We start from the raw sequence: 26,168 nt of genomic DNA, 5'->3' as shown, positions 1-26,168 counted from the left end.
GCCATGCTCACCATCCTGTTCGATGGCATCGCCTATGGGATGGTGCTGTTCGTCCTCGCTTGCGGGCTTTCCGTGACGATGGGATTGATGAATTTCGTCAATCTCGCCCATGGCGCCTTCGCCATGCTCGGCGGCTATGTGACCGTGCTGCTGATGCAGCGGCTGGGCCTGCCGTTCCTGGCTTCACTTCCGGCCGCCTTCCTTGCCGCTGCGCTGGCGGGGATCGTGCTCGAGCGGCTCGTCTATCGACCGATGTATGCCAAGAGCCATCTCGATCAGGTGATGTTCTCGATCGGTCTCGTCTTCATGGCGGTTGCGGGCACCGACTGGCTGCTCGGCTCGAGCCAGCAGATCATCCAGCTGCCGCCCTGGCTTCAGGGGCGTTTCTACGTGCTCGGCATCGGCATCGGCTATTACCGCCTGTTCGTGATCGGGATCTGCGGGCTGCTTGCGGTCGCCCTGCAATGGGGCTTTGCAAAAACACGTTTCGGCAGCCGGCTGCGGGCCGCCGTGGACGATGCCCGCGTCGCGCGTGGCCTGGGCATTCCTGTGAACCGGTTGTTCGCCCTGACCTTTGCGCTCGGTTCCGGACTGGCGGGGCTCGGCGGCGCGCTCGGGATCGAGCTCATGGGGCTCGATCCGACCTTCCCGCTGAAATTCATGATCTACTTCCTGATCGTCGTCACGGTCGGCGGCACCTCGACGATCACCGGCCCCTTCCTCGCGGCCATGCTGCTCGGCGTTGCCGATGTGATGGGCAAATATCTGGTCCCGCAGGCCGGAGCCTTCATCATCTACGCGCTGATGGTCATCCTGCTGCTGCTTCGCCCCGAGGGCCTGTTCGCGAGGGCTCGCACATGAGCGGGACGGTTCTCGAACAGCGCGTCAGGCACTCGCTGCACCGCGCCCGGCGCTGGCACCCAGGCGAACTGGCATTCTGGCTCTTCGCCGCAGCGTCCTTCGTGCTGTTTCCAACGCGCTTTCTGATCCTCAACGAGATCGCGATCCTTGCCCTGTTCGCCCTCTCGCTCGATCTGATCCTCGGCTATGCCGGGATCGTATCGCTGGGGCACGCCGCCTTCCTGGGGATGGGGGCTTATTCGGCCGGGCTGTTGGCCAAGTATGTCACGGCCGATCCACTGGCCGGCCTGGCATTCGGCATGGCGACATCCGCGCTGCTCGGGCTGCTCACCAGTCCGCTCGTCCTGCGCGGCACGGATCTGACCCGCCTCATGATCACGCTCGGCGTGGCATTGATCCTCTACGAGGTTGCAAACTCGCTGGCATGGCTCACCGGTGGCGCCGACGGCCTGCAGGGCATCACGATGGCGCCGGTCTTCGGGACGTTCGATTTCGATATCTTCGGCCGCACGGCCTACCTCTATTCGCTGTCGGTGCTGTTCATCCTGTTCCTGATCGCGCGGCGCATCGTGAATTCGCCGTTCGGCTTGTCCCTTCGCGGCATCCGCGACAATCAACTGCGCGCCGCCGCATCCGGCGTGCCTGTCCCTTGGCGCCTTGCGGCCATCTATGCCTTGTCGGCGGCCTATGCCGGGGCTGCGGGCGCATTGCTCGCCCAAACCACGCAATTCGTCTCCCTGGACGTGTTCGACTTCCACCGTTCAGCCGACCTGATGCTGGTGCTGATCATCGGCGGGGCCGGCTATCTCTATGGCGGCCTGATCGGTGCGATCGCGTTCAAGTTCCTGCAGGACGCCATCGCGACCTTCACCCCGCAATACTGGATGTTCTGGATCGGGCTTTTCCTCGTCCTCTTCGTCCTTGGTGGTCGTGAACTGATCCATGGCGCGATCAAGGCGCTGGTCGCGCGGTTTCCGAAACGTGGGGCCTCGTCGTGAGCGCCGTCCTGCAGACCTTCGATCTCGTCAAGACCTTCGGCGGCATCACTGCGACCGACGACGTGACGTTCTCGCTGGAAAAGGGCGCGCGCCACGCGCTGATCGGCCCGAACGGCGCGGGCAAGACGACCTTCGTCAATCTGCTCACAGGGGTTCTGCGGCCGACATCGGGGCGTGTGAGCCTGATGGGGCAGGACATTACCGGCCTGTCGCGAGAGGCGCGGGTCAAGCGCGGTGTCGCCCGAACCTTCCAGATCAATCAGCTCTTCGGCACAATGACGCCGCTCGAGATGATCTCTCTCGTCACCGCAGAGCGGCTCGGCCGGGGCATGCGGCTTTTCCAAAGGCTCGACGCCGATGACGAGGCCATCGCCGAGACGGCCGATATCCTCGCCCGCTTCAAGCTCGAGGACATCATGGATCAGCGCATCGCGACATTGCCCTATGGCAAGCAGCGCCAGATCGAGATCGCCGCGGCCTTTGCGGCCAGGCCGAGCGTGCTCCTGCTCGACGAGCCCGCCGCCGGCGTTCCCGAAGCCGAGAGGCGCGAATTGCTGGAGACGGTCGCAGCATTGCCGGACGATGTCTCGGTGCTGCTGATCGAACACGACATGGACATCATCTTCCGGTTCGCGACCCGGATCACCGTTCTCGTCAATGGCCGCGTGCTGACGGAAGGCGAACCTGCGGTGGTCGCGCGCGACCCCGCCGTCAAGCAGGCCTATCTCGGCGAGGCCGCCCATGTCTGAGCTCCTGCGGATCGAAGGCCTGAACGCCGGCTACGGCGACGCTCTCGTCCTGTTCGATGTCGCGCTCTCGCTCGACGAGGGGCGCTCGCTCGCCTTGCTGGGCCGCAACGGCGTCGGCAAGACGACGCTGGTCAACACGATCATCGGCGTGACGCGTCGGCGAGCCGGGCGGATCACGCTTGCCGATGTCGACATCTCCACGGCTACGCCCGAGCAGCGTGCCCATGCCGGCATCGGCTGGGTGCCGCAGGAGCGCAACATCTTCAAGTCGCTGACCGTTGTCGAGAACCTGACTGCGGTTGCGCGCCCCGGCCCATGGACGACGGAACGCGTCTTCCGGATGTTTCCGCGCCTCGCCGAACGCAAGAGCAATCTTGGCAACCAGCTCTCCGGCKGCGAACAGCAGATGCTGGCCATTGGCCGCGCCCTGATGCTCAATCCCAGGCTGCTGCTTCTGGACGAACCGACCGAGGGGCTGGCGCCGATCATCGTCGAGGAACTGCTCGCGGCGTTGAAGACGCTGTTCCGGGACGAAGGGCTGGCAGCCATCGTCATCGAACAGCATGCCAGGACAATTCTGGAGCTGACCGACACCGCGATCGTGCTGGAGCGCGGTCGTGTCGTGCTCGCCGACGACAGTGCCGCGCTGCTGCGCGAACCGGCGCGGCTGGAGCGCCATCTCGGCCTCAGCGCCGCTGCCTAGAAGACCATGATCAGGGAAGGAAACCGCATGCCCCTCCGACACAAGCCGCCGTTCCGAGCCGATATGGTTGGAAGCCTGTTGCGCAGCGCACGCGTCAAGGACGCGCGCGCCAAGCTCGTGACCGGCGAAATCTCCGCCGCCGATCTGACGGCGATCGAGGATGCCGAGATCAGGGCGCTGGTGAAGAAGCAGGAGGAGGTGGGGCTCCAGGCGGTCACGGACGGCGAGTTCCGCCGCGCCTTCTGGCATTTCGATTTCCTGGAGAATCTCTCCGGCGTGCAGGGATACGACTCGGATTCAGGCATCCAGTTCAAGGGCGTCGCGACCAAGGCCCGCGGCCTTCGCGTGACCGGCAAACTCGATTTCCCCGACKACCACCCGCATCTCGCCCATTTCAGGTTTCTTGCCTCCGTCACCGATCGCGTGCCGAAAATGACGATCCCGAGCCCGAGCATGCTGCACTATCGCGGCGGCCGGAAAGCCGTCGATATCTCCGCCTATTTCAGGATGGAGGATTACTACACCGATCTCGGCAAGGCCTACGCCAAGGCGGTGAAGGCCTTTTACGACGCCGGCTGCCGCTACCTGCAGCTCGACGATACCAGCCTCTCCTATTTCTGCGATCCCGAGCAGCGCCAGATGCTGGTCGATCGTGGCGATGACCCCGACAAGCTGATCCATATCTATCGCGACGTCATCAACACGGCGACGGCGGCCAAGCCGGCGGACATGACGATCACCACTCATACCTGCCGCGGCAACTTCAAATCGACCTTCATCGCCTCCGGCGGCTATGAGCCCGTCGCCGACATGGTCTTCAACCAGATCAATGTCGACGGCTATTTCATGGAATGGGACGATGACCGCTCCGGCGGCTTCGAGCCGCTGCGCTTCCTGCCGAAGGGCAAGCAGGTCGTGCTGGGCCTCGTCACCTCGAAGTTCGGCAGCGTCGAGAGCAAGGACAACCTGAAGCGGCGGATCGAGCAGGCCTCGGCCTTCGCGCCCCTGGATCAGCTCTGCCTCTCGCCCCAATGCGGCTTCGCCTCCACCGAAGAGGGCAATGTGCTGGCGGAGGACGAGCAATGGGCCAAGCTGGCGCGCATCGTCGAGGTGGCGCAGGAGGTGTGGGGATGAGCCAGGAACCCTGTTTCGATATCGCTCATCTCGCCCATGTCGAGCTGTTCACGAACAAGCCGGAGGCCAGCCTCGACTTCTTCGTCAATATCCTCGGGCTGACCGAGAGCGGACGGGAGGGCGACAGCGTCTATCTGCGCGCCTGGGACGACTATGAGTTCCACACGCTGAAACTCACGGCCTCGACCACGACGGGGGTCGGCCATATCGGCTATCGGGCGACAAGCGAGACTGGCCTGATGCGCCGGGTCAACGCGATCGAGGCCATGGGGGCCGGCATCGGCTGGAACGACGGCGATCTCGGCCATGGCAAGGCCTACCGGTTCCGCGATCCCGACAATCATGTGTTCGAGATCTATTTCGACACCCAAAAATACGCGGCGCCGCCGCACGAACGGCCGGCGCTGAAGAACCAGGCGCAACGCAATCACGGTCGCGGCTGTGCTGTACGCCGTCTCGACCATCTCAATCTGCTGGCGCAGGACGTCGCGGTGATCCGCGATTTCATGCCGAAGGCCCTGGGCAGCCGCATCACGGAACAGATCGTGCTCGATTCCGGCGAGGTTGGCGGCTGCTGGTTCACCGTCAACAACAAGAGCTACGACATCGCCTATACGCGCGACCACACCGCGGCTCTCGGGCGCTTCCACCACCTCACCTATGCGGCCGACCAGCGCGAACACATTCTCGAAGCCGCCGACATCTTTCTCGAGAACGGCATTCACATCGAGACCGGGCCCCATAAGCACGCGGTTCAGCAGACCTTTTTTCTCTATGTCTACGAGCCCGCCGGCAATCGCATCGAGATCGCCAATGCCGGCGCACGCCTCATTCTCGATCCGGACTGGCAGACGGTGACGTGGACCGAAACCGAGCGGAAGAAGGGGCAGGCGTGGGGGCTGAAGACGATCGAGAGCTTCCACACGCACGGTACCCCGCCGGCCGCCGGATGAGTGGAGAAGGCGGCCGCGAGAGTTCGATCACCCGCTGGCGGCCCGAGCCCCGTCGCGCCCCGAAACGGAGGGCGGTCAGGCCCGGCGTAGTGCCGCAAATTCAGTCGGCTTGCCGGTCTTCGCTGATGCCGCGACGCCAATAGCTGACGATCAGATGATGATCGCGCTCGGGCCGCAGACGCTTGCGGGCGGCCATGCGAAGGGCCTTGAAGCCGGCATGTTCGAGCGCGGCCCAGAGATAGACGGTCGCCTCGTCCGAAGGCCACAGGACAGCGTCAAAGACGTCCTGGAGCAGTGTCGTGGTGCCGGCCTCGGCGCCCTGGCGATGCAGCCAGCGAATCTCCACACCGGCGGGGCAGACCAGGGCCTGCTCTTCACCGGCATCGGTGACTTCGATGAAAGCGAGGCCCCGTGCCGTTAGTGGCAGGTGGGCGAGCATGCGACCGATCGCAGGCAGCGCGGTCTCGTCGCCCATGAACAGATACCAGTCGGCCTCGCGCAAGCCACGTCCGCCGGGGCCTGCCATGCCGATGCGATCGCCCGGCCGGGCCCGCGCCGCGAAGGCTGCGCCGGGACCGGCATCCTCGTGCAGCACGAAATCGAGCGCGACCGTTCCCGCGACCGTATCGATCTCTCGGATCGTGTATTTGCGCACCGCCGGCGCCTTGTTTGCTTCCGGCAGACGCAAGATCCCATCCTCTCCGAATGTCGGCCATTCCGGCTCGGCCAGATCAGGCGGCGGCAGGAACAACCTGACATGCAGTGCCTCCAGGCTGTCGAACCTGGCAAGGTCGTCGCCCTGGAAGCTGATCCGGCGCATATGCGGCGAGATATCCCGAACGCCAGTCACAGTCAGGATGCGAAAACTCGATGGGATCGCCACGCCGCTGCCCGCTCCCGTCCAGGCGATCAGGGGAACGGCCTCGCCGCGCGGCGCAAACTCGATGATATGGCTCGCGATCGCCTGTTTGGCGCCCTGCAGGCTCGCCAAATCGGGGGCCTCGGCGCGCACGACGAGATGCCCGTCGCTGGACTGCAGCCGGCCGCGATAGCTGCCCAGCGCAATGATCGTCGCGCCCTCCTCCTGTGTGATCTCAGCCCCATGCTCGACGAGATGTTCGCAGAGCGGAGCGATGACGGCGTCCGGATCGGCCAGAGCGATCCGCGCGTGGGCAACGAGAGCGGTCATGGCAGGGCAACCTCGCGGGCAGCGGCGGGGGAGGCGGGATTTGCAGCGAAATTCATGGCTTTGCCGGCGGGCTTGCCAAGTCTTGCGGCTTTCCGCTTTGCGGCTCGAGCCAGAACGTTCCCTGTAGCGGGATCGCCGAGAAGCGCCGGGAGATCTCGTCCAGAGTCGCCTGCGGGTCGATATCGGCGAACAGCTGCGGATGGAACCACTTCGCCATCGCCTCGATCGCCGCGATATGGGTGGGGGTGTCGTTGAACAGATGCCAGAGACCATAGGCCTGGCCGTTCCTCACCGCCGTCAATGCCTTGAGGCCGGGACGAGCGAGCTGGGCTGCAAGGCTGCGCGACGCGACCTCGGCGGGAACGCCCAGACCCAGCACCAGCCCGCCGCTCTTTGCGAGATGGGTGCCGCCTGTCGCGATATAGATCGCCGGGTCAACAGCGAGAACCTGCTCGAGGCTGATCTGGCCTGTCGCTCCCGGCAGCAACGCTGCCGCGATATTTCTTCCGCCCGCGGCCGTGATGTAGTCGTCGAAGGTACCCTTTCCCGGCGAGAAGCAGCATTCGGCGCTTCCGGCATGCGCATGCATGAAGACGGACGGTCGCTCAACCGGACCAAGCCGCTGGGCGATGCGCTGTCTCCGGTCTTGGTAGAAGGTGACGAACTCTTCGGCCGCAGCCTCCCTGCCGATCGCCTTGCCGAGGATGCGCAGGCTGGGCATCGTGTCGCGGAACGGCTGCAGGAAGAAATCCACCACGATCACCGGGATGCCCGCCGCCTCGAATTTCGCGACGAGATCGCCAGGGCCGCGGCGCGTGCCGGCGATCGACAGGCTCAGAACGACCAGGTCCGGGGCAAGTTCGACCGCCTTCTCGAAGGAAAACCCGTCTGCGGTGCCGTCTCCGACAGTCGGCAGCGTCTCGATCGCGGGGAACMGCGCGCGGTACAGCGCATAGGCCTCGCCCATCTGGCGCTGGAAGTCATTGCCCCAGCCGACAAGCAGGCTGATCGGGTCGGGATGAATGAGCCCCAGCGCATTGAGCTGGCGACCCTGCCCCAGCACGATGCGCTTGGCCGGGCCCGGCAAGGTCACCGTGCGACCGAGCACATCCGTCACCGTCACGGGAGCGGCCGGGGCCGGGCCGGCCGCCGTCAACGCAAACAGCGTCAGCACGAGGCCCAGAACCCACGCAAATGGCCGCAGCTCGCGCGACGAGATCCGTACCTGGCTCATGCCGTCGTCTCCCGGCCGGCGGTGCCGGCGATCGCGAACGAAACCGCCCTGGCCAGCATCGCGGGGATGACCGAGATGTGGTTCTCGCCGTCGAAGATCACATGCTCCACCGCGACGCGGTGCGACGAGGCCAGGCGCAGCGCCATTTCGGCAGCATTGTCAAGCATGCGCGCCATATGCAGGCGTTGAGCGCGTTCCGGAGAGGTGCGCGCGTCGCGTGCCTGCTCGCTGCCTCCAGCTGTGATCAGCAGCCGCGGCAGGGGCCCATCGCGGCGGCGCGCGACAAAACTGGCCTCGCTGACCTCGATCGCGCGATCGTTCCACCATATCGAAGGGCTGCCGGCGACATAGGACCTGAACTGCTCAGGCCGCGTGAACAGCGCATGCAGTGCGAACAAGCCACCGAAGGAATGCCCCACCAGAGCCTGGCGGCTGGGGTCGATGGCGGCGAGCGCTGCGACCGCCGGCTTTACGCTCTCCTCGATGAAGTCGAGGAACCGGTCCGCACCTCCCTCGTCCGGCAGGAGATCGCCTTGTCGGCGCGCACCATCGAACGGAGCGTCGATGGGGTAACCGATGCCCACGATGATCGCCGGGTCGACCCCTGTCACATCCTGCCGCCGACCCTGGAGCTGTGCCGTCTCGACGGCCGTGGCAAAGAGAGCATTGCCGTCGACCAGATAGATCACCGGAAACCCGGCCGCCGGTGCCGGACCCGGCGGGATCGCGATCAGCAGCCGATAGATCTCGCCATGGCCTGCCACGATGTCCAGCTGACGCGCCTGCGCCAGAGTCGCGGGCTCCGCTGACGGGAGCTCGGGGCCGGCTGTGTTGCGAAATCTCGTGGCGTCCATGCCGTCGCGGCTCACCATTTGTAGGACAGGGTCGCAAGCACCGTTCGGCGAAGGCCGAACGAGCACTGGGTCAGCGCGTAGCAACCCGCGACATAGTCCTTGTCGAGCAGGTTCTGGGCATTGACCTGAACCTTCCAGCCCTTCAGCGCCTGGGCCCGGACACCGAAATCATAGCTGATGGCCGCATCGAGCAGGGTGTAGTCCGGCGTCTTGAAGGTGTTGCCGGGATCACCTGCGCCCTCGCCGACATAACGCACGCCGCCGCCCAGGGCGAAGCCCGCAAACAGGCCCGTCTTGAAGGTATAGTGGCCCCAGAGTGAAGCCATGTTGCGGGGGACCACCGTCGGCCTCTTGCCGAGGTCGACGCCGGTGCTCTTCGTCACCTCGGCGTCGGTATAGGCATAGGCCGCGATCAGCTCGAGACTGTCGAACAGCTTCGCCCGACCCTCGACCTCGAAACCACGCGCCCGTACCTCGCCCGTCTGGATCTGGAAGCCCGCATTGGCGGGGTCGGCCGTCGGCACATTGCTCTGGGTCAGTTGATACACGGCTGCCTGGATGAAGGCGTCGTAGCCGGGCGGCGCGTATTTCAGGCCGACCTCATACTGCTCGCCATCGGTCGGTTTGAAGGGCGAGCCGCCAAAGGTCGTGCCCGCAACCGGTTCGAACGAGGTCGAATAGCTCGCATAGGGCGCCAGGCCATTGTCGAAATTGTACATCAATGCGGCGCGGCCTGTCGTGGCGTCGTCGTCCTGCTTCGTCAGTGCGCCATTGGTGAGGGCGCGCGTGCGGCTTCTGGCGTTGTCGAAGCGCCCGCCGATGAGGAGCGAGAGCCGGTCGAGCTTGATCTGGTCCTGGAGATAGACGCCGAACTGCGTCGTTTCCTGCGTGGTGCCGGGCAGGGCCGGTGTTGCAAAGGGCGTGCGGCCATAGACCGGGTTGACCCAATCGAGGGTCTGGACGGTGCCACCCGCGCCGGTGAAGGCGGTGCCGTCCATCCAATAGCCGTCGACGCCGAGCAGGACCTTGTGAGTCAGCGGACCGGTGCGGAAATCGGCCTGGAGCTGGTTGTCGATGCCGAAGGTCCGGGCCTTCTCGTTCGACGCCGTCACGCGGCGCATGAGCGTGCGCTGGTCGGCGGCCAGGCTTGCCACGGCGACAGTCCTGAAGCGCGACTCGAGGTCGGTGAACCGCAGATTCTGGCGGAAGCTGAAGACATCGTTGAAGCGGTGCTCGAGCGCGTAACCTGCTGCGATCTGGTTTCGGCTATAGCCCTCATAGGCGGGCTCGCCGGGGAAGAACTTGCTGGGGATCCGGCCGTAGCGGTTAGGCAATGCGCTGCCGACTGCCGGGATGAAGCCGTAGAAGCCGGTTTCCGGGTCGCGCTGGAAGGAGGTGAGGATGGTCAGGCTCGTCGCAGCGCTTGGCTGGAAGGTCAGCGATGGCGCGATAAAGACCCGCTCCTCCTTGGTGAAATCGACCTGCGTATCTGCGGCCCTKCCGAGCCCGACGATCCGGTAGAGGACCGTCTTGTCCGGGTTCACCGGCCCGCCGATGTCGAAGGCGAGCTGGCGGCGCTGATGCGAGCCGATCTGAGCCTGGATCTCGCCAAAGGCTTGATCCGTCGGGCGCTTGCTGACCAGATTCACTAGGCCGCCCGGCTTGACCTGCCCGAAGATCACGGAAGCCGGACCGCGCAGCACCTCGATCCGCTCCAGCCCGTAGGTTTCCATGGCCGGGACGAGGAAATTGACGCCGCGTTGGACACGCAGGCCGTCCTGGAAATTGACGAAGCCTGCATTCGAACCGCTACCGCCAAAGCCTCGGATGAAGGTGCTGTCGTAGCGACCCGAGGACAGGCGCGTCTCCGCCAGGACGCCGGCGGAATAGCGAAGCGCCTGGCCGACGCTCTGCGCGGCCTGATCGTCGATCTGGGCGCGCGGGATGACCGTGATCGATTGCGGCGTCTCGATCAGGGGAGTGTCGGTCTTGGTGCCGCTGGCGCTGCGCCGCGCGATATAGCCGTCGACCGGCCCATTCGCCTTCTCCGTCGCGCCTTGAACTTCGATCGTGTCGAGCGACACGGTGGGAGATTCGCTTTGAGCGAGGGCTGGACCAGCGAGCGCGACCGGAAGAACACTGAGAGCGACGCTGGCGAGCGCCACGGTCCTGGCACGACGCCAGAAGCATACAGGAGCGCCTGCTGCTCGGATCGACCAAGATCCATCCTTGTTCGAGTTGCATGTGTTCATGATCGAGATGCCCCGCCGTATTGCGGGTTTCTTCTCGACCAGCACAACAATCGGGGCAATCGGATMGACTTTGGCTGCCCGCAGTATTTCTTTCGAATGAGTTTCGAAGCCTTCCAATCGGTTGCCAGAACTTCAGCAGAGCGGCGTCAACGCAAGGTGCTGGGCAGAATGCCGAAGCGCTTCCGGAAAATCCCCGAGAAATGCGCAGGGTTGTATCCGACGTGGTAGGCCGCCTCGGCGACGCTCTTCTCGCCGCTGCGGATCAGGTCGTAGGCCTGTTGCAGGCGATGGGCCTGGAGATAGTCGAAAACGCTCGCTCCGTAGAGCTGACGAAATCCAGCCGTCAGCTTGGTGACATTGAGGCCGGTATTCCTGGCGAGTTCCCCCAGTGTCGGGGGATTGCGGGCCGATTGAAGAAGCAGAGCGTGCGCCGCACGCAGTTGCTCGATCGTTCGCGGCGACAGCCGCGCGGCTCGCTGCGGCCGCTCGTTGACGATCTGGTCCACAACTGTGGCCGCGAGTTCGAGCGCCTTCCCGGCCATGTAGAGATTGCGCATCGCGCCTTCGATCCGGCACTCCGCCATCTGCAGCGCGATCCCGCGCAGATCGGCGCCGGCAGCGCGCGCCCATAGTCCCGGGCCGATCCCGCTGCCCTGCATCTGTCCCATCAGACCTGAGAAGCTGGCGCCGAGTTCGTCCTGCGCGAAGTCGGCATCGAGCTGCACGATCGCGCAGCGCACGCCCTCGCCCGACAGGCAGGTCCGTTTCTGGACATGATCGCCGTCATTGGCGGCGACCAGCAGCATCGGGCTGTTGATGGTCAGAGGCGGCCTGTCGTCGAGCTCATAGGACTGATGTCCCTGCAGCATGACGACGACCTTGAGCCCCCGCTTCATCGGCCCGACGACCTGTTCGCCCCGCCCGTGCCGAAACGTTCCGGCGGACACCTTCAGCCGCTTCGAGAACAACTGCATCGAAGCCGACGACCGATCCTGATCGAGCCTATCGTCCATTCCTGCCCCATGGCATCCGTACCCTGGGATCCGTCATAGACGAGAAACGTAAATCTCTTCAATATCAATAGTTTGTAAGAATTCTAATGATCCTGGACTTACACGCGGTCTGCCGTTCGGGCGGCCGTGGCAGCGTAGATGTCGAGCGCGACGAGGCGCGCCGCTGACGTCCGGCGAAGGTCCCCTTGCCARGACGCGTCCGGGCGCCCGATCCGATCTGCCCGCTGGTGTCGTCGGGAGCATGAACCCTTTTGCTACCGACGACGCTCAGCGCGGACCCGTTCAATCCGGGCGGGTTACCTCGAGTGGGCCGTTTGATTGCGCTGCCAAGGTGCAGATCATGCGCGCGACCTCCCATGATTTCTCGAAGGCGGGAACAGGCAGGAACTCGAAGCGCGAGTGGAAGTTGTACGCGCCCGTGAAGAAGTTGGGGGTCGGCAATCCCTTGGCCGAGAGCGCTGCGCCGTCTGTTCCGCCGCGCATCGGGATCAGCTTCGGCTCGATCTGCAGTGCCTTCAGCGCCGCAAAGAGCAGGTCGACCGAGCGGCGGTCATCGCCCAGGCTGTCATGGATGTTGCTGTAGGTATCGGTCACCTGGCAGTCGACACGGCCTTTGGGATATTGCGCGGCAATCAGGTCGGCAACCTTGCGGATGCGCCGTTTGCGCCGCTCGAACTGCTCCCTGTCGAAGTCGCGGATCAAGACGCGCAGGCGCGCCTCGCTGGCATTGGCGACGATGTCGTTGAACCAGAAATAGCCTTCGCGGCCCTCGGTGTGCTCGGGCGTTTCCGCGCGGTCGAACTGGCTGATGAAGTCGAGCGCCATCAGCAGCGGGTTCACGAGGATGTCCTTCGCCGACATCGGGTGGGCGGTAACGCCAGTGAAGACGATCTCGCCTGCAGCGGCGTTGAAATTCTCGATCACGACCTCGCCAAGTTCGCAGCAATCGATCGTATAGGCGAAATCGCAGTCGAAGCGGGCGAGGTCGAGTGCCTTCGCGCCGCGCAGGCCAATCTCCTCGTCAGGAACGAAGGCGACCAGGATGTCGCCATGCTGGCTCCCGGCGCCGAGCTGCTCGAGCAGCGTCATGATTACGGCAATCGCGGCCTTGTTGTCGGCTCCGAGCACACTCGTTCCGTCACCGACGATGATGTCCTGCTCGACCCAGGAGCGGATCTCGGGATGCTCCGCCACGCGCAGCCAGACGTCCCTTTCCGGGTTCAGGCAAAGATCCTCGCCCTCGAAGCGCAGGATGCGCGGGCGGATCGTCGGCGAGAGGCCGGTGTCGATCGTGTCGAGATGCGCGATGAAGCCGATCCTCGGCGCGCCCGGCCTCGTGCCCGGCTTCATGGCGGTGACGGTGGCGTGGTCGTCAAGCACGACCCTTTCAAGTCCAAGTGCGCGCAGCTCTTCTGCAAGCAATGCGGCGAGCCGCTGCTGGCCCGGAGTGGTCGGCAGCGTCGTCGCTGTGGCGTCGCTCTGACTCTCAACCGCCAGATAGCGGAAGAATCGTTCGACCAGTTGCTCGCGAATGCTCATTCCTGCTCCATTGGACTCTTCGAGGCTCTGATGCCGTGTCAGGCGGTATGTCGGCGTTTCCGTTCCCCGAAAGCAACCGGCGCGATCGCGGCCGGCCATTGGCTGCTCCCGCTGCGACGAACCAAGCGCAATGGCGGCTGCCGGACAGGGGCGGCCCGGCTGGTCTCCCCTTCGTGTGCCGCAATCCGGGTGGTGTGGCGGGGCGTCGCGATTGTGCACCGAACCGGGACGAGCAGGCCCCGACGCGCCAGCAACGGTCCTCGCAACTGCCGCCCTCTTCAAGGCCCGACCAGGAGGCACAGGCCATCGTTGGTCTGCCATGGCCCGGTCTGGCCGCCCTCGATTCAGGCGCCATACCGGAACCCCCGGGAGGGGCTCTTCGATCTGGGTCTTCAGAATGGGGAGGCATCGCGACGGAAAGCGCCGCGAGCGATGCCGTGGGTTTGACGGTTTGCTGCGTTGCTGTATACAGGTAGATAGCTATAAGCTTCCAGAGGGAAGAGGGGGATTGATATGGCGTTTCACGTGCTCCGCATGGCCTTGTCCGCGGCCGTTCTGCTTGCCGCTGCGCCGGGCGCACAGGCTGGCCCGGTCCTCGACAAGATCAAGCAGGACGGAAAGTTCGTCTGCCTGGTCAATCCGAATTCACCCGGCTTCTCCGTCCCCGACAGCCAGGGCGCATTCCGCGGCTTCAATGTCGATTTCTGCCGCATGGCGGCGGCTGCGATCTTCGGCGATGGGGCCAAGGCCGAGCTGCGCGGCATCGGGTTCTCCGACAGCCTGAAGGCGATCATCAGCGGCAGCGCACATATTGCCTCGCGCGGCATCACCGCGACCGGCACCCGCGACGCCGATCCCGGCGTGTCCTTCGTGACGACCACCTTCTATGACGGGCAGGGCTTCATGGTGCCGAAAAGCCTCGGCATGACGAAGCTCGCTGACCTGTCCGGCGCGACCGTCTGTGCCGAAGAAGGCTCGACGACGCTGCTTTATCTCGCCGACTGGTTCGGCACCGCGAAGCTGCCCTACAAGGTCGAGAACATCGCCGACAAGACCGCACGCCTGCAGGCATTCTTCTCCGGAAAATGCGATGCGGTGGCGAGCTCGGTATCGGCCCTGGCCGCCGATCGTCTGCTGGCACCGAAGCCGGACGATTACGTGATCGTTCCCCAACGTTCAGCCACCGAGCCGCTCGCCCTTGTGTCGCGCCCGGATACGGAGCTGGAGAAGACGCTGTTCTGGGGCGTCCAGATCATGATCGCCGCCGAGGAATTCGGTGTCACCTCGCAGAATATCGATGCCAAGCTCGCCTCGCTCAAGGATCTGCCAGTCGACGAGCAACGGTTGATCTCCCCGACCGGGCCAACTGCCGACATGGCGAAGAAGCTTGGCCTGCGTCCCGACTGGAGTGCGCAGATCATCAAGCAGGTCGGCAATTACGGCGAGGTTTTCGAAAAGCATATCGGCAAGGGCTCGCCCCTCGCCATGGACCGCTCAGCGTCTCCGAACCGCCTGGCCAGGGATGGCGGACTGATCTTCGCGTTCCCCGTCCGCTAGATCATCGGACCGGATATCGTATCCAGTCCGATGATCTAACCCTTTGTCTTTGCATCGGCTTTCCCGAAAACCGCAATCCACTTTTCGGGCCGATGCTCTAGGCCGTCGTTCAACCGCAGTGCGACTGCGTGTCCTTCTTCCGGCTCGCCGACCGCTCGGCGAGCCGGAATGCGTTCCGGCACCGCCGTCGCCTGCTCTTCCGAGACGGCCGATGCCATTGTTCTGGACAGTTCCGCCTGATCTGCCTCTAGTCGGCACCGATCGGAACACTGGATCCGGCAAGGTTTGCAGGGGGCGGGCATGGAGGAAGGGCCGGTATGGGTTACGGTCCGCGGGCATGCCGGAGCCGTGGGCATGTTGCCGCTGCCGGGGCTCGTCATCCTCCGGCGGGGCGAACGGACCATCGACGCGGATCAGCAGGAGCAGGTTCTCGATGTTCTGAAGTCGAGGGGAACGACGCTCCTGGTGAGCCTCCTGGACCAGACGGAATGCGATGCCGATGACAGCGAACATCTGCAACGCGCTGCGGAGCTGCGCGGGATCCGCCTCGTTTGTGCGCCTATCCTGGATTTTTCCGCGCCGGACGAGACATTGGACTGGCCGCGTTTGGCCCAGGCGATCCTTGGCGAGCTAAGCCTCGGCCGGGGTGCCGCCTTCTGTTGTCTCGCTGGATATGGCCGCAGCGGCATGATGGCCGCGCGCGTGCTGATCGAGACCGGAATGCCGCCGCAGGACGCGATCGCCGCGGTGCGCTCGGCTCGGCCGGGCGCAATCGAAAGCGAGGCCCAGGTCTCCTACTTGCTATCGTCCTCGCCATAGCGTGCGAGCAGCAATTCGAGATGCGCCGCATGCAGGCGAAACAGCTCCGATGCCGGCAGGCTTTCGGTCTTCTCGGCCGTCGCCGCGATTTCCTGCACGAGCAGGGCGCGCACGAGCTCCGGATCGCATTTCAGCCAGCTGACCCAGCTTCGCGCGATGCGGAAGAAAATCATGTCGTCCATCTGGCGCAGCGCCTCGTCGCCGATCAAGGCGTTGCGCGCCTCGTGATGGGCGCGCCAGACGCCCCAGACATCCTTGACGGGGGAGGTGTCACGCAGCCCCTCGGCCAATGAGCGCAACCGCGCATAGTCGGACCGGAGCGAAGTCGGGAGCTGCAGCGGCACGAGATCGGCGATCAGACCCGTCAGGCCGATGCGGAAACGCAGCATGTCGACAGCGTGATGATCGACATAGGAAACGATGGTGCCGACGCCGTTTCGCGTCTCCGCGAGCTGTTCGTAGACAAGGCGCTGCAGGACCTGCCGGATCGGCGTGCGGCTGACGTGGAACTCCGCGGCGAGTGCTGCTTCGTGGATGACATGCCCTTCGTCATATTCACGCAGGCAGATGCGGTCGCGCACGATCTCGAAGATCACGTCGTTGCGCGAGCGGACCATCTGGCGAAGCTGCTGCGCCTCGGGGCTGGTGAGTTCGATCGTCATAGCTCTCCCTGTCGCAAGGCCGGTCTCAGCCGAGCTTGCCGGCGCCGTGCCCGAGCCGCCGAGCTCGTTCGGAGATCATCCAGCAGCAGAGGAAATAGAACAGCCCGATCGCAATGTTCGCCTCCAAAGCATAGGCCTGCCAGAGAGGATCGGCATATGCCATGCGGGCTGTCGAAAGCAAATCATGCATGCCGACGATGGCGACGAGCGAGGTGTCCTTGAAGCTGCCGATAATCGTGTTCGTCATGCCGGGGATGGCCGTCCGCAAGGCCTGGGGCAGCACGATCAGGCGAATGCGTTGCGCGGCGGTGAGGCCGAGGCTGGCTCCCGCCTCGATCTGCCCCTTGGGCAGCGCCTGCAGCCCGCTGCGAATGTCCTCGGCGAAATAGGCCGCATAGAAGAGGGTCAGCACGATCAGGATGGCGGCGACGGGCTCTATGGTCGCGCCGCGCGTCAGCAGCAGCGGCAATACGAAAATGCCGGCGAACAAGACCGCGACCATCGGAATGGCGCGCACCGTCTCGATATAGGCGACGGCGGCAAGGTTCAGCGCGCGATGCTGCGACCAGCGAGCCAGCGCCAGCAGGATGCCGAGCGGAAATGCTGCGGCCATCGTGAAGGCAGACAGGAACAGGATGAGGGGGAGGCCGTTCCAGCGGTGGGATTCGACGAAGGGCAGGCCAGCGAAACCTCCGCGCAGAAGCAGGTAGGAGAGCACAGCAGTGCCCACGACCATGGCTGCCCGGATCGCAAGCCTCATCGGAACAAGTGCAAAGACGAGGATCGTCACGATGATCAGGCCGCTGGCGAGTTGCGCGCGCCAGCGCTCGGCGGCCGGGTAGGTCCCGGTCAGGACGAGATTGGCCTTCTCGCTGAGAAAGGCCCAGCAGGCTCCCGAGGCATTCAGGCATTCGGCCCGGTTGCCGGAAAACGGGACCGCCTCGAGCACCACCCAGGTCAGCGCGCTCCAGGCGAACAGGACCAGAAGAGCGAGCGTGACGACGGTCAGCACCGTGTTCCACCAGCTCGAAAACAGATTCTGGCGCAGCCAGCCCTGGATGGGCGCGAGCCCTTTCCGGGGAAGGGCATTCGCGCGGGCGATCGTCTCGACTGTCAGCGTCATTCTCAGCGCGCCTTCAGCCGGAAGGCATGGTCGCACCAGTTCACCAAGGCCGAGATCAGCAGGTTCGCGATCAGGAAGAAGGCGGCCACGAGCGCCATCAGTTCGATCGGGCGGAATGTCTGATTCACCGATGTGCTCACGACGCTGAGCAAATCGGAGTATCCGATCGCCAGCGCGATCGAGGTGTTCTTCAGCAGGTTGGAGTACTGATTACCCAGCGGCGGCGTGATCACGCGCAGTGCCTGGGGCAGCACGATGAGCCGCATCGTCTTCAACCAGTCGAGGCCGAGCGCCTGTGCTGCCTCGCGCTGCCCGTGCGAAGTGGCGATGATGCCGCCGCGCACGATCGCGCCGATCTGCCCGCCGTGATAGACCGACAGGGCCACCACTAGCGCGGTGAACTGCAAGGACAGGCTCACGCCCCCGGTGACATTGAAGCCCGCCAGCTTCGGCACAGACCAGGTGACATGGAGTGTCCCTGTCAGGTCGAGCGCCGCGTAGAGGCTCGCCGCGGCAGCGAGCACAGGCAGGAAGACCGGGCGGCGCTTGCCTGTGCGGTCCTGGTGCAGCCGGGCGGCGCGGAGCCACAGAAACGCGCCTGCGAGCCAGAGGCAGGCTGCCATAGCAAGCGCTTGGCCGCCCTGCTCGATGATCGGCCAGGGCAGCACGAGACCGCGATTGCTCAGCATCGCGCCGAAGGGGCTGGTCCAGGCCGAGCGGATATGGGGCAGGTTGCGCACCATCGCCACATAGAGCGCGATCACGATCAGGAGCTTCGGCAGATTGCGGAGCAACTCGACATAGGTGCGCGCCAACGTGCGCACGAGCCAGTTGGAACTGGTCATGGCGATGCCGACGAACAGCCCGATGCCGCTTGCCAGGACGAGGATGAGGGCCGCCGCGGCGAGGGTATTCAAGATGCCGACGAGCAGCACACGAGCGTAGGTGTCGCGGGGCGAATAGCCGATCAGGCTTTCGCTGACATCGAAACCCGCTTCCTGCCAGAGGAACGAGAAGTCGATTTCCATTCCCGCAGCCGCAAGGTTCGCAGAGACGTTGCGAGCCGCGAGGAGACCGAGAAGGGCGATCCCGAGCATTGTCGCCGCCGGCCAAAGCACGGCCGCGAGCCGCTCACGCCTCGTCCGTGGCGGAGGCGGCATGGAACTCACTGTGTTGGGCGGAGGGGCTGACATGGACTCCATAGTGATATAGCTGTACACAGCTATATCACTGAGTCAATTGATGGGCGTTGCGCGCTTTGCGCGCGGCCCGGAGGGGTCTGCTTGGACAAGTCAGCTTCGAAGCCAGCATCGATCATCGCGCTGCCCGGGATCGCCGGAAAGCTGGTGCTGGCCCCTTGTCCGGGATCGTGGCGAGGGCGCCCCTTGCCAGGCGCCGATCCCGTGCTGGCTCTCGCCCAGGATCTCGATCATCTCGCCAGGCTCGGAGCCGGTGGGCTCCTCAGTCTCGTCGAGGCGCATGAGCTGCCTTGCGAGCAGAAGCTGTTTTCCGTGGCTGTCCGGGAGACCGGACTGGAGTGGGCCCATGCAGCCATTCCCGATTACAGCGCGCCGACTGCGGCCTTCGCCGAGGACTGGCAGAAGCTTGCGCTGTTGCGTCGCCTCGCGGCGGGGGAGAACTGGGCCATCCATTGCAAGGCGGGGCTTGGGCGCACCGGGACGGTCGCAGCGCTGCTGCTCATCGAATGCGGCCTCGAAGCCGAGGCCGCGATCGCGAAAATCCGGCATGAACACGCAGCCGGCGCGATCGAGACGCCCGCGCAGGTCGAGTACCTGATCGCTCATGCGCGGTCTCGCATGTGATGCGGGCTGTCGCGGCGCGGGCGTGACGAAGAGCTGACCGCCGGCGTCCGTCGATCGCTCAGGCTGGCTTCTCGTCTGCGAGCACGATTGCCGTCGTCAGGTCGGCGACATGCGGCATCGACGCAATCTCGTCACGCACGGAGTTCAACGCCCGGGTCGTCTCCGCCTCGATTTCGGCGATGACGTCGATCTCGCCGCCGATCGAGTAGCACCGCCTGACCGCCGGGAGCACGGCAATCCGATCCACCGTGTCGCGTGCCGGCGTCTTGGTGAGGCGGATGATCAGGAAGGCGCGGAATGCGTCAACACCCGAACGGCCCTCCATGACGGTTGCCGTGTAGCCGCGGATGGTGCCGTCGGTCTCCATCTTGGCGATGCGCTCGCGCACGGAGCTGCGGGCGAGCCCGACGCTTCCCGCAATCGTCTTGATCGGCAGCCGCGCATTGTCCTGGAGCAGCCGCAGAATCTTCGCGTTCGTCTCGTCCATCGCCATCAAGGGCTCGCAGATATCCGTGTGGCGGCGATAGCAGGTTGCTACCGCCACAATGGCGGCAAAACMGCCGATTGGAGCAGCGCGGCCGCCACCGCATCAATGTCAGATTGATGGCAGAGCGACAATTCGGAAAGCCTGCGATGACCTTCGTCAACCACCCACGCCCGACATTCTCCCTCGACGAGGCGGCGGAGGTCTTGCGGCAACGCTTCGGCGTTGTCGGCCGCCTTGATGGCCTGCCCAGTGAGCGCGACCAGAATTTCGACGTGCGGGCGGACGATGGGCAGCGTTTCATCCTGAAGATCGTCAATGGGGCCGAGCCGCTCACGGCGATCGAATTCCAGACCGCGCTGCTGCGGCACGTCGAAATCAACGATCCGAGCTTGCCGACGCCGCGTGTGGTGCCGACCCGCGATGGGCTGGAATTCGGCCTTTTGACCGGCCGCGGCGGCGAGCGTCATTGTGTCCGTCTCGTCTCCTATCTCCCCGGCACGCCGCTGGCCGAGGTTGCCAAGACGCCGGAAACGCTGCGCGACATCGGCCGTGTCCTCGGGCAGCTCGACCGGGTGCTCGGCAGCTTCGGTCATCCCGGTGCGCATGTCGCCTTCGATTGGGAGATCCGCGAGACGCCGCGGGCGCGCCAGCGCCTGTCCCATGTGTCCGATGCGGCACAGCGGCGCTGCCTGGAGAAGGTGCTCGACACCTATGATTCCCGGGTCGCGCCGACGCTCCGGCGCCTGCGCCATGGTGTCATCCACAATGACGCCAATGACTGGAACCTGTTGGTCGCCGATCCCGAGAAGGGCGCGATCGCGGGTCTTATCGATTTTGGTGACGCGGCCCATTCGCCGCTTATCGCCGAGCTCGCCGTCGCCTGCACGTATGCGATGCTCGACGAGAAGAGCCCGATCGAAACAGCCGCCATGATCACTGCGGGCTATCACGCGGAACTGCCGCTGCAGGACGCCGAGTTCGAGATCCTGCTCGATCTGATCGCCGCACGGTTGGCGGTGAGCGTGTCGATTTCGGCGACGCGTCATGCCGAAGCGATCGAGAATCCCTATCTCCTCGTCAGCGAAAGGCCGGCCTGGACTCTCCTGGAGCGGCTCGGCAAGGTCGATCGCCGTATCGCCACGGCGATCCTGCGCAACGCCTGTGGCCTTGAGGCGACGCCCGGGGCCGGGCGCCTGCGGGGCTGGCTGGCCGCAAACCGCCGGACGCTGGCGCCGCTCATGCACCCGCATCCGGCGCGCCAGCAGAAGCATGTGGTCGATCTCGGCAATCCCGAGGCGCCGCTGGCGCGGGCGAGCGCGGCGCAGGATCATGCTGCCGCGGACCGGGCCTATGCCGATCTGCAGAGGGAACACGGCTTTACGCTCGGCCTCGGGCCGTATGGCGAACTGCGCACCGTCTATACGGCGCCCTTTTTCGACTCGACCCTGATCGACGGCGCGCGCCGGAACATCCATCTCGGCCTCGATATCTTCGCGCCTGCGGGTGCGCCGCTCTTTACCCCGCTGCCGGCAAAGGTGGTGGCGGCCACGATCAATCCTGCGCCGCAAGATTATGGCGGGCTCCTGCTGCTCGAGCATGAGCCGGAACCCGGCCTGCGCTTCCGCAGCCTCTGGGGTCACCTGGATCATGCGTCGGTTCGCGAGCGCCGCGTCGGCGAGGAACTGCCGGCCGGCGCCTGTGTGGCGCGGCTTGGCGACTATGCAGAGAATGGCGGCTGGATACCGCATCTCCATCTGCAACTCGTCGCCGCGGATTATGATGACGTCGGCGTCATTCCGGGCGTTGGCGAGTCGGCTTTTCCTGGCGTCTGGAACGACCTCTTTCCTTCGCCCTATGATTTCGCGGGCCTGCCGCCGGAGACCTTCGACAGGACCGGACAGGAAAAGGATGCCCTGCAGGCGGCGCGCAAGAAGCGACTGGGCCCAAATCTGTCGCTGTCCTATCGCAGGCCGCTCAAGATGGCTCGCGGCGAAGATGTCTGGCTGATCGACGAGACCGGCCGGGCCCATCTCGATTGCTACAACAACGTCGCCCATATCGGGCATTGCCACCCGCGCGTGGTGGATGCGATCACGCGGCAGGCCCAGCGCCTCAACACCAACACGCGCTATCTCCACGACAACATCATCGACTACACGGAGCGCCTGGCGAAGACGCTGCCAAGTGAGCTTGATACGTTCTTCGTGGTGTGCACGGGGAGCGAGGCGAACGAACTCGCGCTGCGCGCGGCCCGAGCCTATACGCGGCGACGCGACATGATCGTCCTGGACTGGGCCTATCACGGCCACACACAGGGCCTGATCGACATCAGCCCCTACAAGTTCAAGCGCAAGGGGGGAGGCAGCGGGCGGCCCGAGCATACGCATGTGCTGCCTGTCGCGGATCCATATCGCGCGCCGGCCGAGTGGCCGGAGGGCGAGATCGGCAAGCGCTATGGCGAGCATGCCTGCGAGATCATCGACCGGCTCGTGAAGGGCGGGCATGCGCCCGCCGCCTTCATCGCCGAAACGATCCCAAGCGTCGCCGGGCAGGTCTTCCTGCCGCCGGGATATCTCGGTGCGATCTACGATGCCGTTCGTCGCGCCGGTGGCCTGTGCATCGCGGATGAGGTCCAGGTGGGCTTCGGCCGCGTGGGCCAATCGATGTGGGCCTTCGAGGAGCACGGTGTCGTGCCGGACATCGTCACGATGGGCAAGCCGATCGGCAACGGTCATCCCCTTGCCGTTGTCGCGATGCGCCGCGAGATCGCGGAACGCTTCGCCAACGGGATGGAGTATTTCAATACATTCGGCGGCAATCCCGTGTCCTGCGCGGCGGGGCTCGCTGTCCTCGATGTGCTCGAAGACGAGCGTCTTCTGCCAAACGCCGTGGAGCAGGGAGACTATCTCCTCGCCGGCATGGGCAAGTTGATGGACCGTCATTCGGTCATTGGCGACGTGCGCGGGCGGGGCCTGTTCCTCGGCCTTGAACTCGTGCGGGACCGGGCAACCAAGGAGCATGCCGGGGAACCCGCTTCGGCCATCGTCAATCGGGCCAGGGAGCTCGGCGTGCTGATGGGGACCGACGGCCCCTTCGACAACGTCATCAAGCTGCGCCCCCCCATGACCTTCCGGCGCGAGCATGCAGACATCCTGCTCGAGACCCTCGACGAGGCGATGCGCGACACGCTGGGCTGAAGCTACTGATCGGCGCACCGAGCAGGCGAGGCGCGTCGCTCGCTGAAACAGGCCCGGCGGTGGGCAACCTCCGCCGGGGCAATCTTGGGGGCGCCTACGCAACCCGGCTGCGATGACGAAAACGCGAATTCCTGCGCGCGACGCCGACGATGGTGTATCGGCTCCGTCGCGAAGAGGGGCTCGAGCGGCCCAGGATCCATCAAATTAGACAACGCTTCTAATTTAGACTTTTTTGTCTTTGCCCCATATGCTAGACAGCTCGAACCCGCGTTTGGACGAGCGTCATGAAGATCGAAGAATTCAGCCTGGAGCGGATCCAGTCGCTTTACGAGAACACCGTCGAGTTCAATCTCTCGGATAGCGGCGTTCACCCCTACAGCCTGAACGGGCTGCTCGACGAAGGCCAGCGCAATGCGTTGCTCGATGTCGAACTGGGCTATGGCTGGACGAACGGGGCCGTCGAGTTGCGCGAAGCGGTGGCGCGGCTCTATCGCGGCCGGACATCCGACGAGGTCATCGTCACCAATGGCTCGGCCGAGGCCAATTTCCTGATGGTGATGTCGCTGCTCGAGCCCGGCGACGAGATCGTCGTCTTCGTGCCCAACTATCTGCAGATCTGGGGTTGGGCCCGGGCCATCGGGGTCACGGTGAAGGAAGTCGCGCTGCGCGAGGAACTGGGCTGGACCCCGGATCTCGACGACGTCCGCAAGGCCATTTCGCCACGCACCAAATTGATGACGATCTGTCACCCGAACAACCCGACCGGCAGCCTGCTCTCGCGCGAAACGATGAACGGGCTCGTCGCCATTGCCCGCCAGAACGGCACCTATCTGCATGCCGACGAGGTCTACAAGGGCGCCGAGCTCGAGGGTGAGGAACCGCCCAGCTTTGCCGATCTCTACGAGAAGGCGATCATCACCAGCGGCTTGTCGAAGGCGATGGCCTTGCCGGGCCTGCGCATCGGCTGGCTGGTCGGCCCCACCGCCGATATCTACGCCGCCTGGCAGCGCAAGGACTACACCTCGATCACCACGAGCGCGATCAGCGAGTATGTCGCCCGCATCGTCGTCGAGCCGGCCAAGCGCGCCGAGATCCTCCAGCGCAGCAAGACCATCCTGAGACAGAACCTGGCGCTCCTGACGAGCTGGGTCGAGCGCAACAGCGAGTTCTTCTCCTTCGTTCCGCCCAAGGCCGGCGGCATGGCCTTCGTGAAATATGCGCATTCGATGAACTCGACGGAACTCGTGCATCGGCTGCGCGAAGAACGCGGCATCATGCTCCTGCCCGGAGACGTCTACGGTCTCGACGGCTATATCCGTATCGGAATCGGGGCTCCGGGCGACCATCTGGAGGCCGGTCTCGAACGCCTGAGCGACTATCTGAAGTCGCAGCCGCGCTAGACCGGGGCTGCCAAGGACCTGGATCATGCCGACCGAACTCATGGCCTATGCGCCGATCTGCGACGCCGTCGCCCTGCTGTTCCGTCCCTATGCCGAGGTCGTGCTGCACGATCTCGGCTCGCAGACMGTGGTCCATATCGCCGGCAACTTCTCGCAGCGCGTCCTGGGCGAGCCATCGCTCCTGAACGAGATCGGTTTCGATGAGGCCGAGACGACGATCGGTCCCTACGAGAAGATCAACTGGGACGGCCGCCGGATCAAATCGATCAGCGTCGTCCTCACCGCCAATGGCGCGGCGATCGGCGTGCTCTGCATCAATGTCGACGTCTCGCATTTCCACGCCGTGATGCAGACGCTCGGCGCGCTCGTGGCCGTGCCCGCCGGAGCCGACAAGCCGCCCGTCCTGTTCAAGGAGGATTGGCATGAGCGCATCAACGAGTATGTCCAGCAATGGACGCAGGAGCGCGGCCTGATCGTGACCGCGCTGAGCCGCGAGCAGAAGCGGCAACTGGTGGCCGATCTTGCCGCGAGCGGCGCCTTTGGCGGGCGCAATGCTGCAGCCTATATCTCGCGCGTCCTCGGGCTCGCGCGCGCCACCGTCTACAACTATCTGAACCAGGCGAACGGACCGACCGATGCTTGATCTGGCGCGGGCCCAGATCGAAGCCGCCATTGATCTCGATCGGGCCGTCGTGGCGCTGGAGGAGGGGTTCAAGGCCGCCTCGGCGGGACGGGTGCAGATGCCGCCCGTCGGCTATCTCGGCTTTCCCGCGCATCACGGCGACTGCCATATCAAATTCGGTCACATCACCGGGGATCCGATCTTCGTGGTGAAGATCGCGACCGGTTTCTACGACAATCCGAGGCGCGGCCTGCCGACCAGCAGCGGCATGATGATCGCGCTCTCGGCCGAGACCGGTGCGGTMGTGGCGATCTTGCGTGACGAGGGGTGGCTGACCGATCTGCGCACCGCGCTCGCCGGTGCCATCGCGACCAGAGCCGGAGCCCGCAGCGACGCGCGTCGCATCGGCGTTGTCGGTGCCGGCACGCAGGCCCGCTTTCAGATCCGTGCCGCCGCCCACCTGATGCGCGAACGGGCGCCGCAATTCGCGATCTGGGCGCGCTCGGCGGAGCGCGCCGAGGCGGTGCAGGCGGAGCTGCTGGCCGAAGGCATTGCTGTTACCCTCGCGACATCGCCCKAGGCTCTGTGTGCCGAGACGGACGCCATCATCACCACGACGCCGGCCACGAGCCCCCTGCTCAAGGCGGCATGGATCCGGCMAGGCACACATATCACGGCCATGGGGGCGGATGCGCCGGGCAAGCAGGAGCTCGAGAGCGGCCTGGTCGCGGCAGCCGATATCAGAATCGCCGATTCCCTCGATCAGTGCCTCGACCATGGCGAATTTGCCGCCGCGGCCCGCGAGGGATTGATCGAGCGCAGGGCTTGCGTTGAACTTGGTGCGGTCCTTGCCGGGCACGCGATCGGACGCAACGACGCCCGCGACATCACGATTGCTGATCTGACCGGGCTTGCCGTTCAGGACATCGCGATCGCGCGCGTCGTCCTCGAAGGCTGCGGCGCCTCGCTGAGGCCGGGTGCCCGATAGTGTCTGCGGGC

23 protein-coding genes are annotated in these 26,168 nt (G+C 65.0%); 13 read left to right on the top strand and 10 right to left on the bottom strand.

The window, feature by feature from the left end; translation table 11 throughout:
* Nucleotides 1-3: 3 nt before the first annotated feature.
* Genes AC1DIO_RS01690 through AC1DIO_RS01665 form a run of 6 tightly spaced genes read left to right on the top strand, consistent with a single transcriptional unit; the run spans nucleotide 4 to nucleotide 5,398 of the window.
* The gene (locus AC1DIO_RS01690; protein WP_441504241.1) at nucleotides 4-861 is read left to right on the top strand and encodes a branched-chain amino acid ABC transporter permease; all 858 of its coding nucleotides are present in this window, start codon (nucleotides 4-6) and stop codon (nucleotides 859-861) included.
* A complete protein-coding gene (locus AC1DIO_RS01685) occupies nucleotides 858-1,859 on the top strand; it encodes a branched-chain amino acid ABC transporter permease (RefSeq protein ID WP_441504242.1) in 1,002 nt (333 codons plus the stop codon). Before AC1DIO_RS01690 ends, AC1DIO_RS01685 begins: the two co-directional genes overlap by 4 nt.
* Entirely contained in the window at nucleotides 1,856-2,608 is a 753-nt protein-coding gene (locus AC1DIO_RS01680; RefSeq protein ID WP_441504243.1) for an ABC transporter ATP-binding protein, read from the top strand. Before AC1DIO_RS01685 ends, AC1DIO_RS01680 begins: the two co-directional genes overlap by 4 nt.
* A complete protein-coding gene (locus tag AC1DIO_RS01675; RefSeq protein WP_476853062.1) occupies nucleotides 2,601-3,311 on the top strand; it encodes an ABC transporter ATP-binding protein in 711 nt (236 codons plus the stop codon). The genes AC1DIO_RS01680 and AC1DIO_RS01675 overlap by 8 nt, the downstream gene beginning before the upstream one ends.
* 27 nt (nucleotides 3,312-3,338) lie before the next feature.
* Nucleotides 3,339-4,445, top strand: coding sequence for a 5-methyltetrahydropteroyltriglutamate--homocysteine S-methyltransferase (locus AC1DIO_RS01670; protein WP_476853061.1), 1,107 nt, complete (start codon nucleotides 3,339-3,341; stop codon nucleotides 4,443-4,445).
* Entirely contained in the window at nucleotides 4,442-5,398 is a 957-nt protein-coding gene (locus tag AC1DIO_RS01665) for a VOC family protein (RefSeq protein WP_441504246.1), read from the top strand. The genes AC1DIO_RS01670 and AC1DIO_RS01665 overlap by 4 nt, the downstream gene beginning before the upstream one ends.
* 100 nt (nucleotides 5,399-5,498) lie before the next feature.
* On the opposite strand, the gene AC1DIO_RS01660 is transcribed toward AC1DIO_RS01665, so the two are convergent.
* From AC1DIO_RS01660 to pepT, 6 genes are all read right to left on the bottom strand, one after another.
* A complete protein-coding gene (locus AC1DIO_RS01660; protein WP_441504247.1) occupies nucleotides 5,499-6,587 on the bottom strand; it encodes a DUF2218 domain-containing protein in 1,089 nt (362 codons plus the stop codon).
* A 52-nt stretch (nucleotides 6,588-6,639) separates the two neighbouring features.
* The gene (locus AC1DIO_RS01655) at nucleotides 6,640-7,821 is read right to left on the bottom strand and encodes an ABC transporter substrate-binding protein (RefSeq protein ID WP_476853060.1); all 1,182 of its coding nucleotides are present in this window, start codon (nucleotides 7,819-7,821) and stop codon (nucleotides 6,640-6,642) included.
* Nucleotides 7,818-8,675, bottom strand: coding sequence for an alpha/beta hydrolase (locus AC1DIO_RS01650; protein ID WP_441504249.1), 858 nt, complete (start codon nucleotides 8,673-8,675; stop codon nucleotides 7,818-7,820). Before AC1DIO_RS01650 ends, AC1DIO_RS01655 begins: the two co-directional genes overlap by 4 nt.
* 11 nt (nucleotides 8,676-8,686) lie before the next feature.
* On the bottom strand, nucleotides 8,687-10,759 hold the full coding sequence (locus AC1DIO_RS01645; RefSeq protein WP_441504250.1) for a TonB-dependent siderophore receptor: 2,073 nt from the start codon (nucleotides 10,757-10,759) through the stop codon (nucleotides 8,687-8,689).
* A gap of 314 nt (nucleotides 10,760-11,073) precedes the next feature.
* Nucleotides 11,074-11,940, bottom strand: coding sequence for a helix-turn-helix transcriptional regulator (locus AC1DIO_RS01640; RefSeq protein WP_441504251.1), 867 nt, complete (start codon nucleotides 11,938-11,940; stop codon nucleotides 11,074-11,076).
* 282 nt (nucleotides 11,941-12,222) lie between these two features.
* Complete coding sequence (pepT, locus tag AC1DIO_RS01635; RefSeq protein ID WP_476853059.1) at nucleotides 12,223-13,479, bottom strand: peptidase T; 1,257 nt, start codon at nucleotides 13,477-13,479, stop codon at nucleotides 12,223-12,225.
* 513 nt (nucleotides 13,480-13,992) lie between these two features.
* Here pepT and AC1DIO_RS01630 point away from each other — a divergent pair.
* Both AC1DIO_RS01630 and AC1DIO_RS01625 read left to right on the top strand, forming a co-directional pair.
* On the top strand, nucleotides 13,993-15,036 hold the full coding sequence (locus AC1DIO_RS01630) for a transporter substrate-binding domain-containing protein (protein WP_441504253.1): 1,044 nt from the start codon (nucleotides 13,993-13,995) through the stop codon (nucleotides 15,034-15,036).
* A 354-nt stretch (nucleotides 15,037-15,390) separates the two neighbouring features.
* Nucleotides 15,391-15,855: a protein-tyrosine phosphatase family protein gene (locus AC1DIO_RS01625; protein ID WP_441504254.1), complete on the top strand. Its 465-nt coding sequence runs from the start codon at nucleotides 15,391-15,393 to the stop codon at nucleotides 15,853-15,855.
* Here AC1DIO_RS01625 and AC1DIO_RS01620 read toward each other — a convergent pair.
* The 3 genes from AC1DIO_RS01620 to AC1DIO_RS01610 are packed head-to-tail and all read right to left on the bottom strand — an operon-like array spanning nucleotide 15,831 to nucleotide 18,737.
* Nucleotides 15,831-16,517, bottom strand: coding sequence for a GntR family transcriptional regulator (locus tag AC1DIO_RS01620; protein WP_441487796.1), 687 nt, complete (start codon nucleotides 16,515-16,517; stop codon nucleotides 15,831-15,833). The two genes, AC1DIO_RS01625 and AC1DIO_RS01620, sit on opposite strands and share 25 nt — an antisense overlap.
* Before the next feature lie 25 nt (nucleotides 16,518-16,542).
* Nucleotides 16,543-17,640, bottom strand: coding sequence for an amino acid ABC transporter permease (locus tag AC1DIO_RS01615; protein ID WP_441487797.1), 1,098 nt, complete (start codon nucleotides 17,638-17,640; stop codon nucleotides 16,543-16,545).
* 2 nt (nucleotides 17,641-17,642) lie between these two features.
* Nucleotides 17,643-18,737 carry an amino acid ABC transporter permease gene (locus tag AC1DIO_RS01610; RefSeq protein WP_441504255.1) on the bottom strand — a complete coding sequence of 365 codons (1,095 nt, stop codon included), beginning with the start codon at nucleotides 18,735-18,737 and terminating at the stop codon, nucleotides 17,643-17,645.
* A gap of 186 nt (nucleotides 18,738-18,923) precedes the next feature.
* On the opposite strand from AC1DIO_RS01610, the gene AC1DIO_RS01605 reads away from it, so the two are divergent.
* Nucleotides 18,924-19,463: a phosphatase domain-containing protein gene (locus AC1DIO_RS01605; protein WP_476832221.1), complete on the top strand. Its 540-nt coding sequence runs from the start codon at nucleotides 18,924-18,926 to the stop codon at nucleotides 19,461-19,463.
* Nucleotides 19,464-19,521: 58 nt separating this feature from the next.
* Here the strand turns inward: AC1DIO_RS01605 and AC1DIO_RS01600 are convergent, their stop codons facing one another.
* Nucleotides 19,522-19,950: an Lrp/AsnC family transcriptional regulator gene (locus tag AC1DIO_RS01600; protein WP_441504257.1), complete on the bottom strand. Its 429-nt coding sequence runs from the start codon at nucleotides 19,948-19,950 to the stop codon at nucleotides 19,522-19,524.
* 146 nt (nucleotides 19,951-20,096) lie between these two features.
* On the opposite strand from AC1DIO_RS01600, the gene AC1DIO_RS01595 reads away from it, so the two are divergent.
* The 4 genes from AC1DIO_RS01595 to AC1DIO_RS01580 all read left to right on the top strand — a co-directional run bounded on the left by AC1DIO_RS01595 (nucleotide 20,097) and on the right by AC1DIO_RS01580 (nucleotide 26,157).
* Nucleotides 20,097-23,147 carry an aminotransferase class III-fold pyridoxal phosphate-dependent enzyme gene (locus AC1DIO_RS01595; protein WP_476853058.1) on the top strand — a complete coding sequence of 1,017 codons (3,051 nt, stop codon included), beginning with the start codon at nucleotides 20,097-20,099 and terminating at the stop codon, nucleotides 23,145-23,147.
* Nucleotides 23,148-23,431: 284 nt separating this feature from the next.
* Nucleotides 23,432-24,547: an aminotransferase class I/II-fold pyridoxal phosphate-dependent enzyme gene (locus tag AC1DIO_RS01590; protein WP_441504259.1), complete on the top strand. Its 1,116-nt coding sequence runs from the start codon at nucleotides 23,432-23,434 to the stop codon at nucleotides 24,545-24,547.
* Between the two features lie 25 nt (nucleotides 24,548-24,572).
* Entirely contained in the window at nucleotides 24,573-25,190 is a 618-nt protein-coding gene (locus tag AC1DIO_RS01585; RefSeq protein ID WP_441487803.1) for a helix-turn-helix transcriptional regulator, read from the top strand.
* Entirely contained in the window at nucleotides 25,183-26,157 is a 975-nt protein-coding gene (locus tag AC1DIO_RS01580; protein WP_476853057.1) for a Rossmann-fold NAD(P)-binding domain-containing protein, read from the top strand. Before AC1DIO_RS01585 ends, AC1DIO_RS01580 begins: the two co-directional genes overlap by 8 nt.
* Nucleotides 26,158-26,168 lie beyond the last annotated feature (11 nt).

Source organism: Allobosea sp. 05T439, assembly GCF_056396005.1.
The sequence above is the reverse complement of the archived record's forward strand: the minus strand, read 5'-3'. Positions and strand labels throughout refer to the sequence as shown.

Bases quoted from the DNA above. Each gene is read 5' to 3' on its own strand.
- AC1DIO_RS01690 (WP_441504241.1), top strand. From the start codon at position 4: ATGCTCACCATCCTGTTCGATGGCATCGCCTATGGGATGGTGCTGTTC.
- AC1DIO_RS01685 (WP_441504242.1), top strand. From the start codon at position 858: ATGAGCGGGACGGTTCTCGAACAGCGCGTCAGGCACTCGCTGCACCGC.
- AC1DIO_RS01665 (WP_441504246.1), top strand. From the start codon at position 4,442: ATGAGCCAGGAACCCTGTTTCGATATCGCTCATCTCGCCCATGTCGAG.
- AC1DIO_RS01660 (WP_441504247.1), bottom strand. From the start codon at position 6,587: ATGACCGCTCTCGTTGCCCACGCGCGGATCGCTCTGGCCGATCCGGAC.
- AC1DIO_RS01650 (WP_441504249.1), bottom strand. From the start codon at position 8,675: ATGGACGCCACGAGATTTCGCAACACAGCCGGCCCCGAGCTCCCGTCA.
- AC1DIO_RS01640 (WP_441504251.1), bottom strand. From the start codon at position 11,940: ATGGACGATAGGCTCGATCAGGATCGGTCGTCGGCTTCGATGCAGTTG.
- pepT (WP_476853059.1), bottom strand. From the start codon at position 13,479: ATGAGCATTCGCGAGCAACTGGTCGAACGATTCTTCCGCTATCTGGCG.
- AC1DIO_RS01630 (WP_441504253.1), top strand. From the start codon at position 13,993: ATGGCGTTTCACGTGCTCCGCATGGCCTTGTCCGCGGCCGTTCTGCTT.
- AC1DIO_RS01625 (WP_441504254.1), top strand. From the start codon at position 15,391: ATGTTGCCGCTGCCGGGGCTCGTCATCCTCCGGCGGGGCGAACGGACC.
- AC1DIO_RS01620 (WP_441487796.1), bottom strand. From the start codon at position 16,517: ATGACGATCGAACTCACCAGCCCCGAGGCGCAGCAGCTTCGCCAGATG.
- AC1DIO_RS01615 (WP_441487797.1), bottom strand. From the start codon at position 17,640: ATGACGCTGACAGTCGAGACGATCGCCCGCGCGAATGCCCTTCCCCGG.
- AC1DIO_RS01610 (WP_441504255.1), bottom strand. From the start codon at position 18,737: ATGCTCGGGATCGCCCTTCTCGGTCTCCTCGCGGCTCGCAACGTCTCT.
- AC1DIO_RS01600 (WP_441504257.1), bottom strand. From the start codon at position 19,950: ATGGACGAGACGAACGCGAAGATTCTGCGGCTGCTCCAGGACAATGCG.
- AC1DIO_RS01595 (WP_476853058.1), top strand. From the start codon at position 20,097: ATGACCTTCGTCAACCACCCACGCCCGACATTCTCCCTCGACGAGGCG.
- AC1DIO_RS01590 (WP_441504259.1), top strand. From the start codon at position 23,432: ATGAAGATCGAAGAATTCAGCCTGGAGCGGATCCAGTCGCTTTACGAG.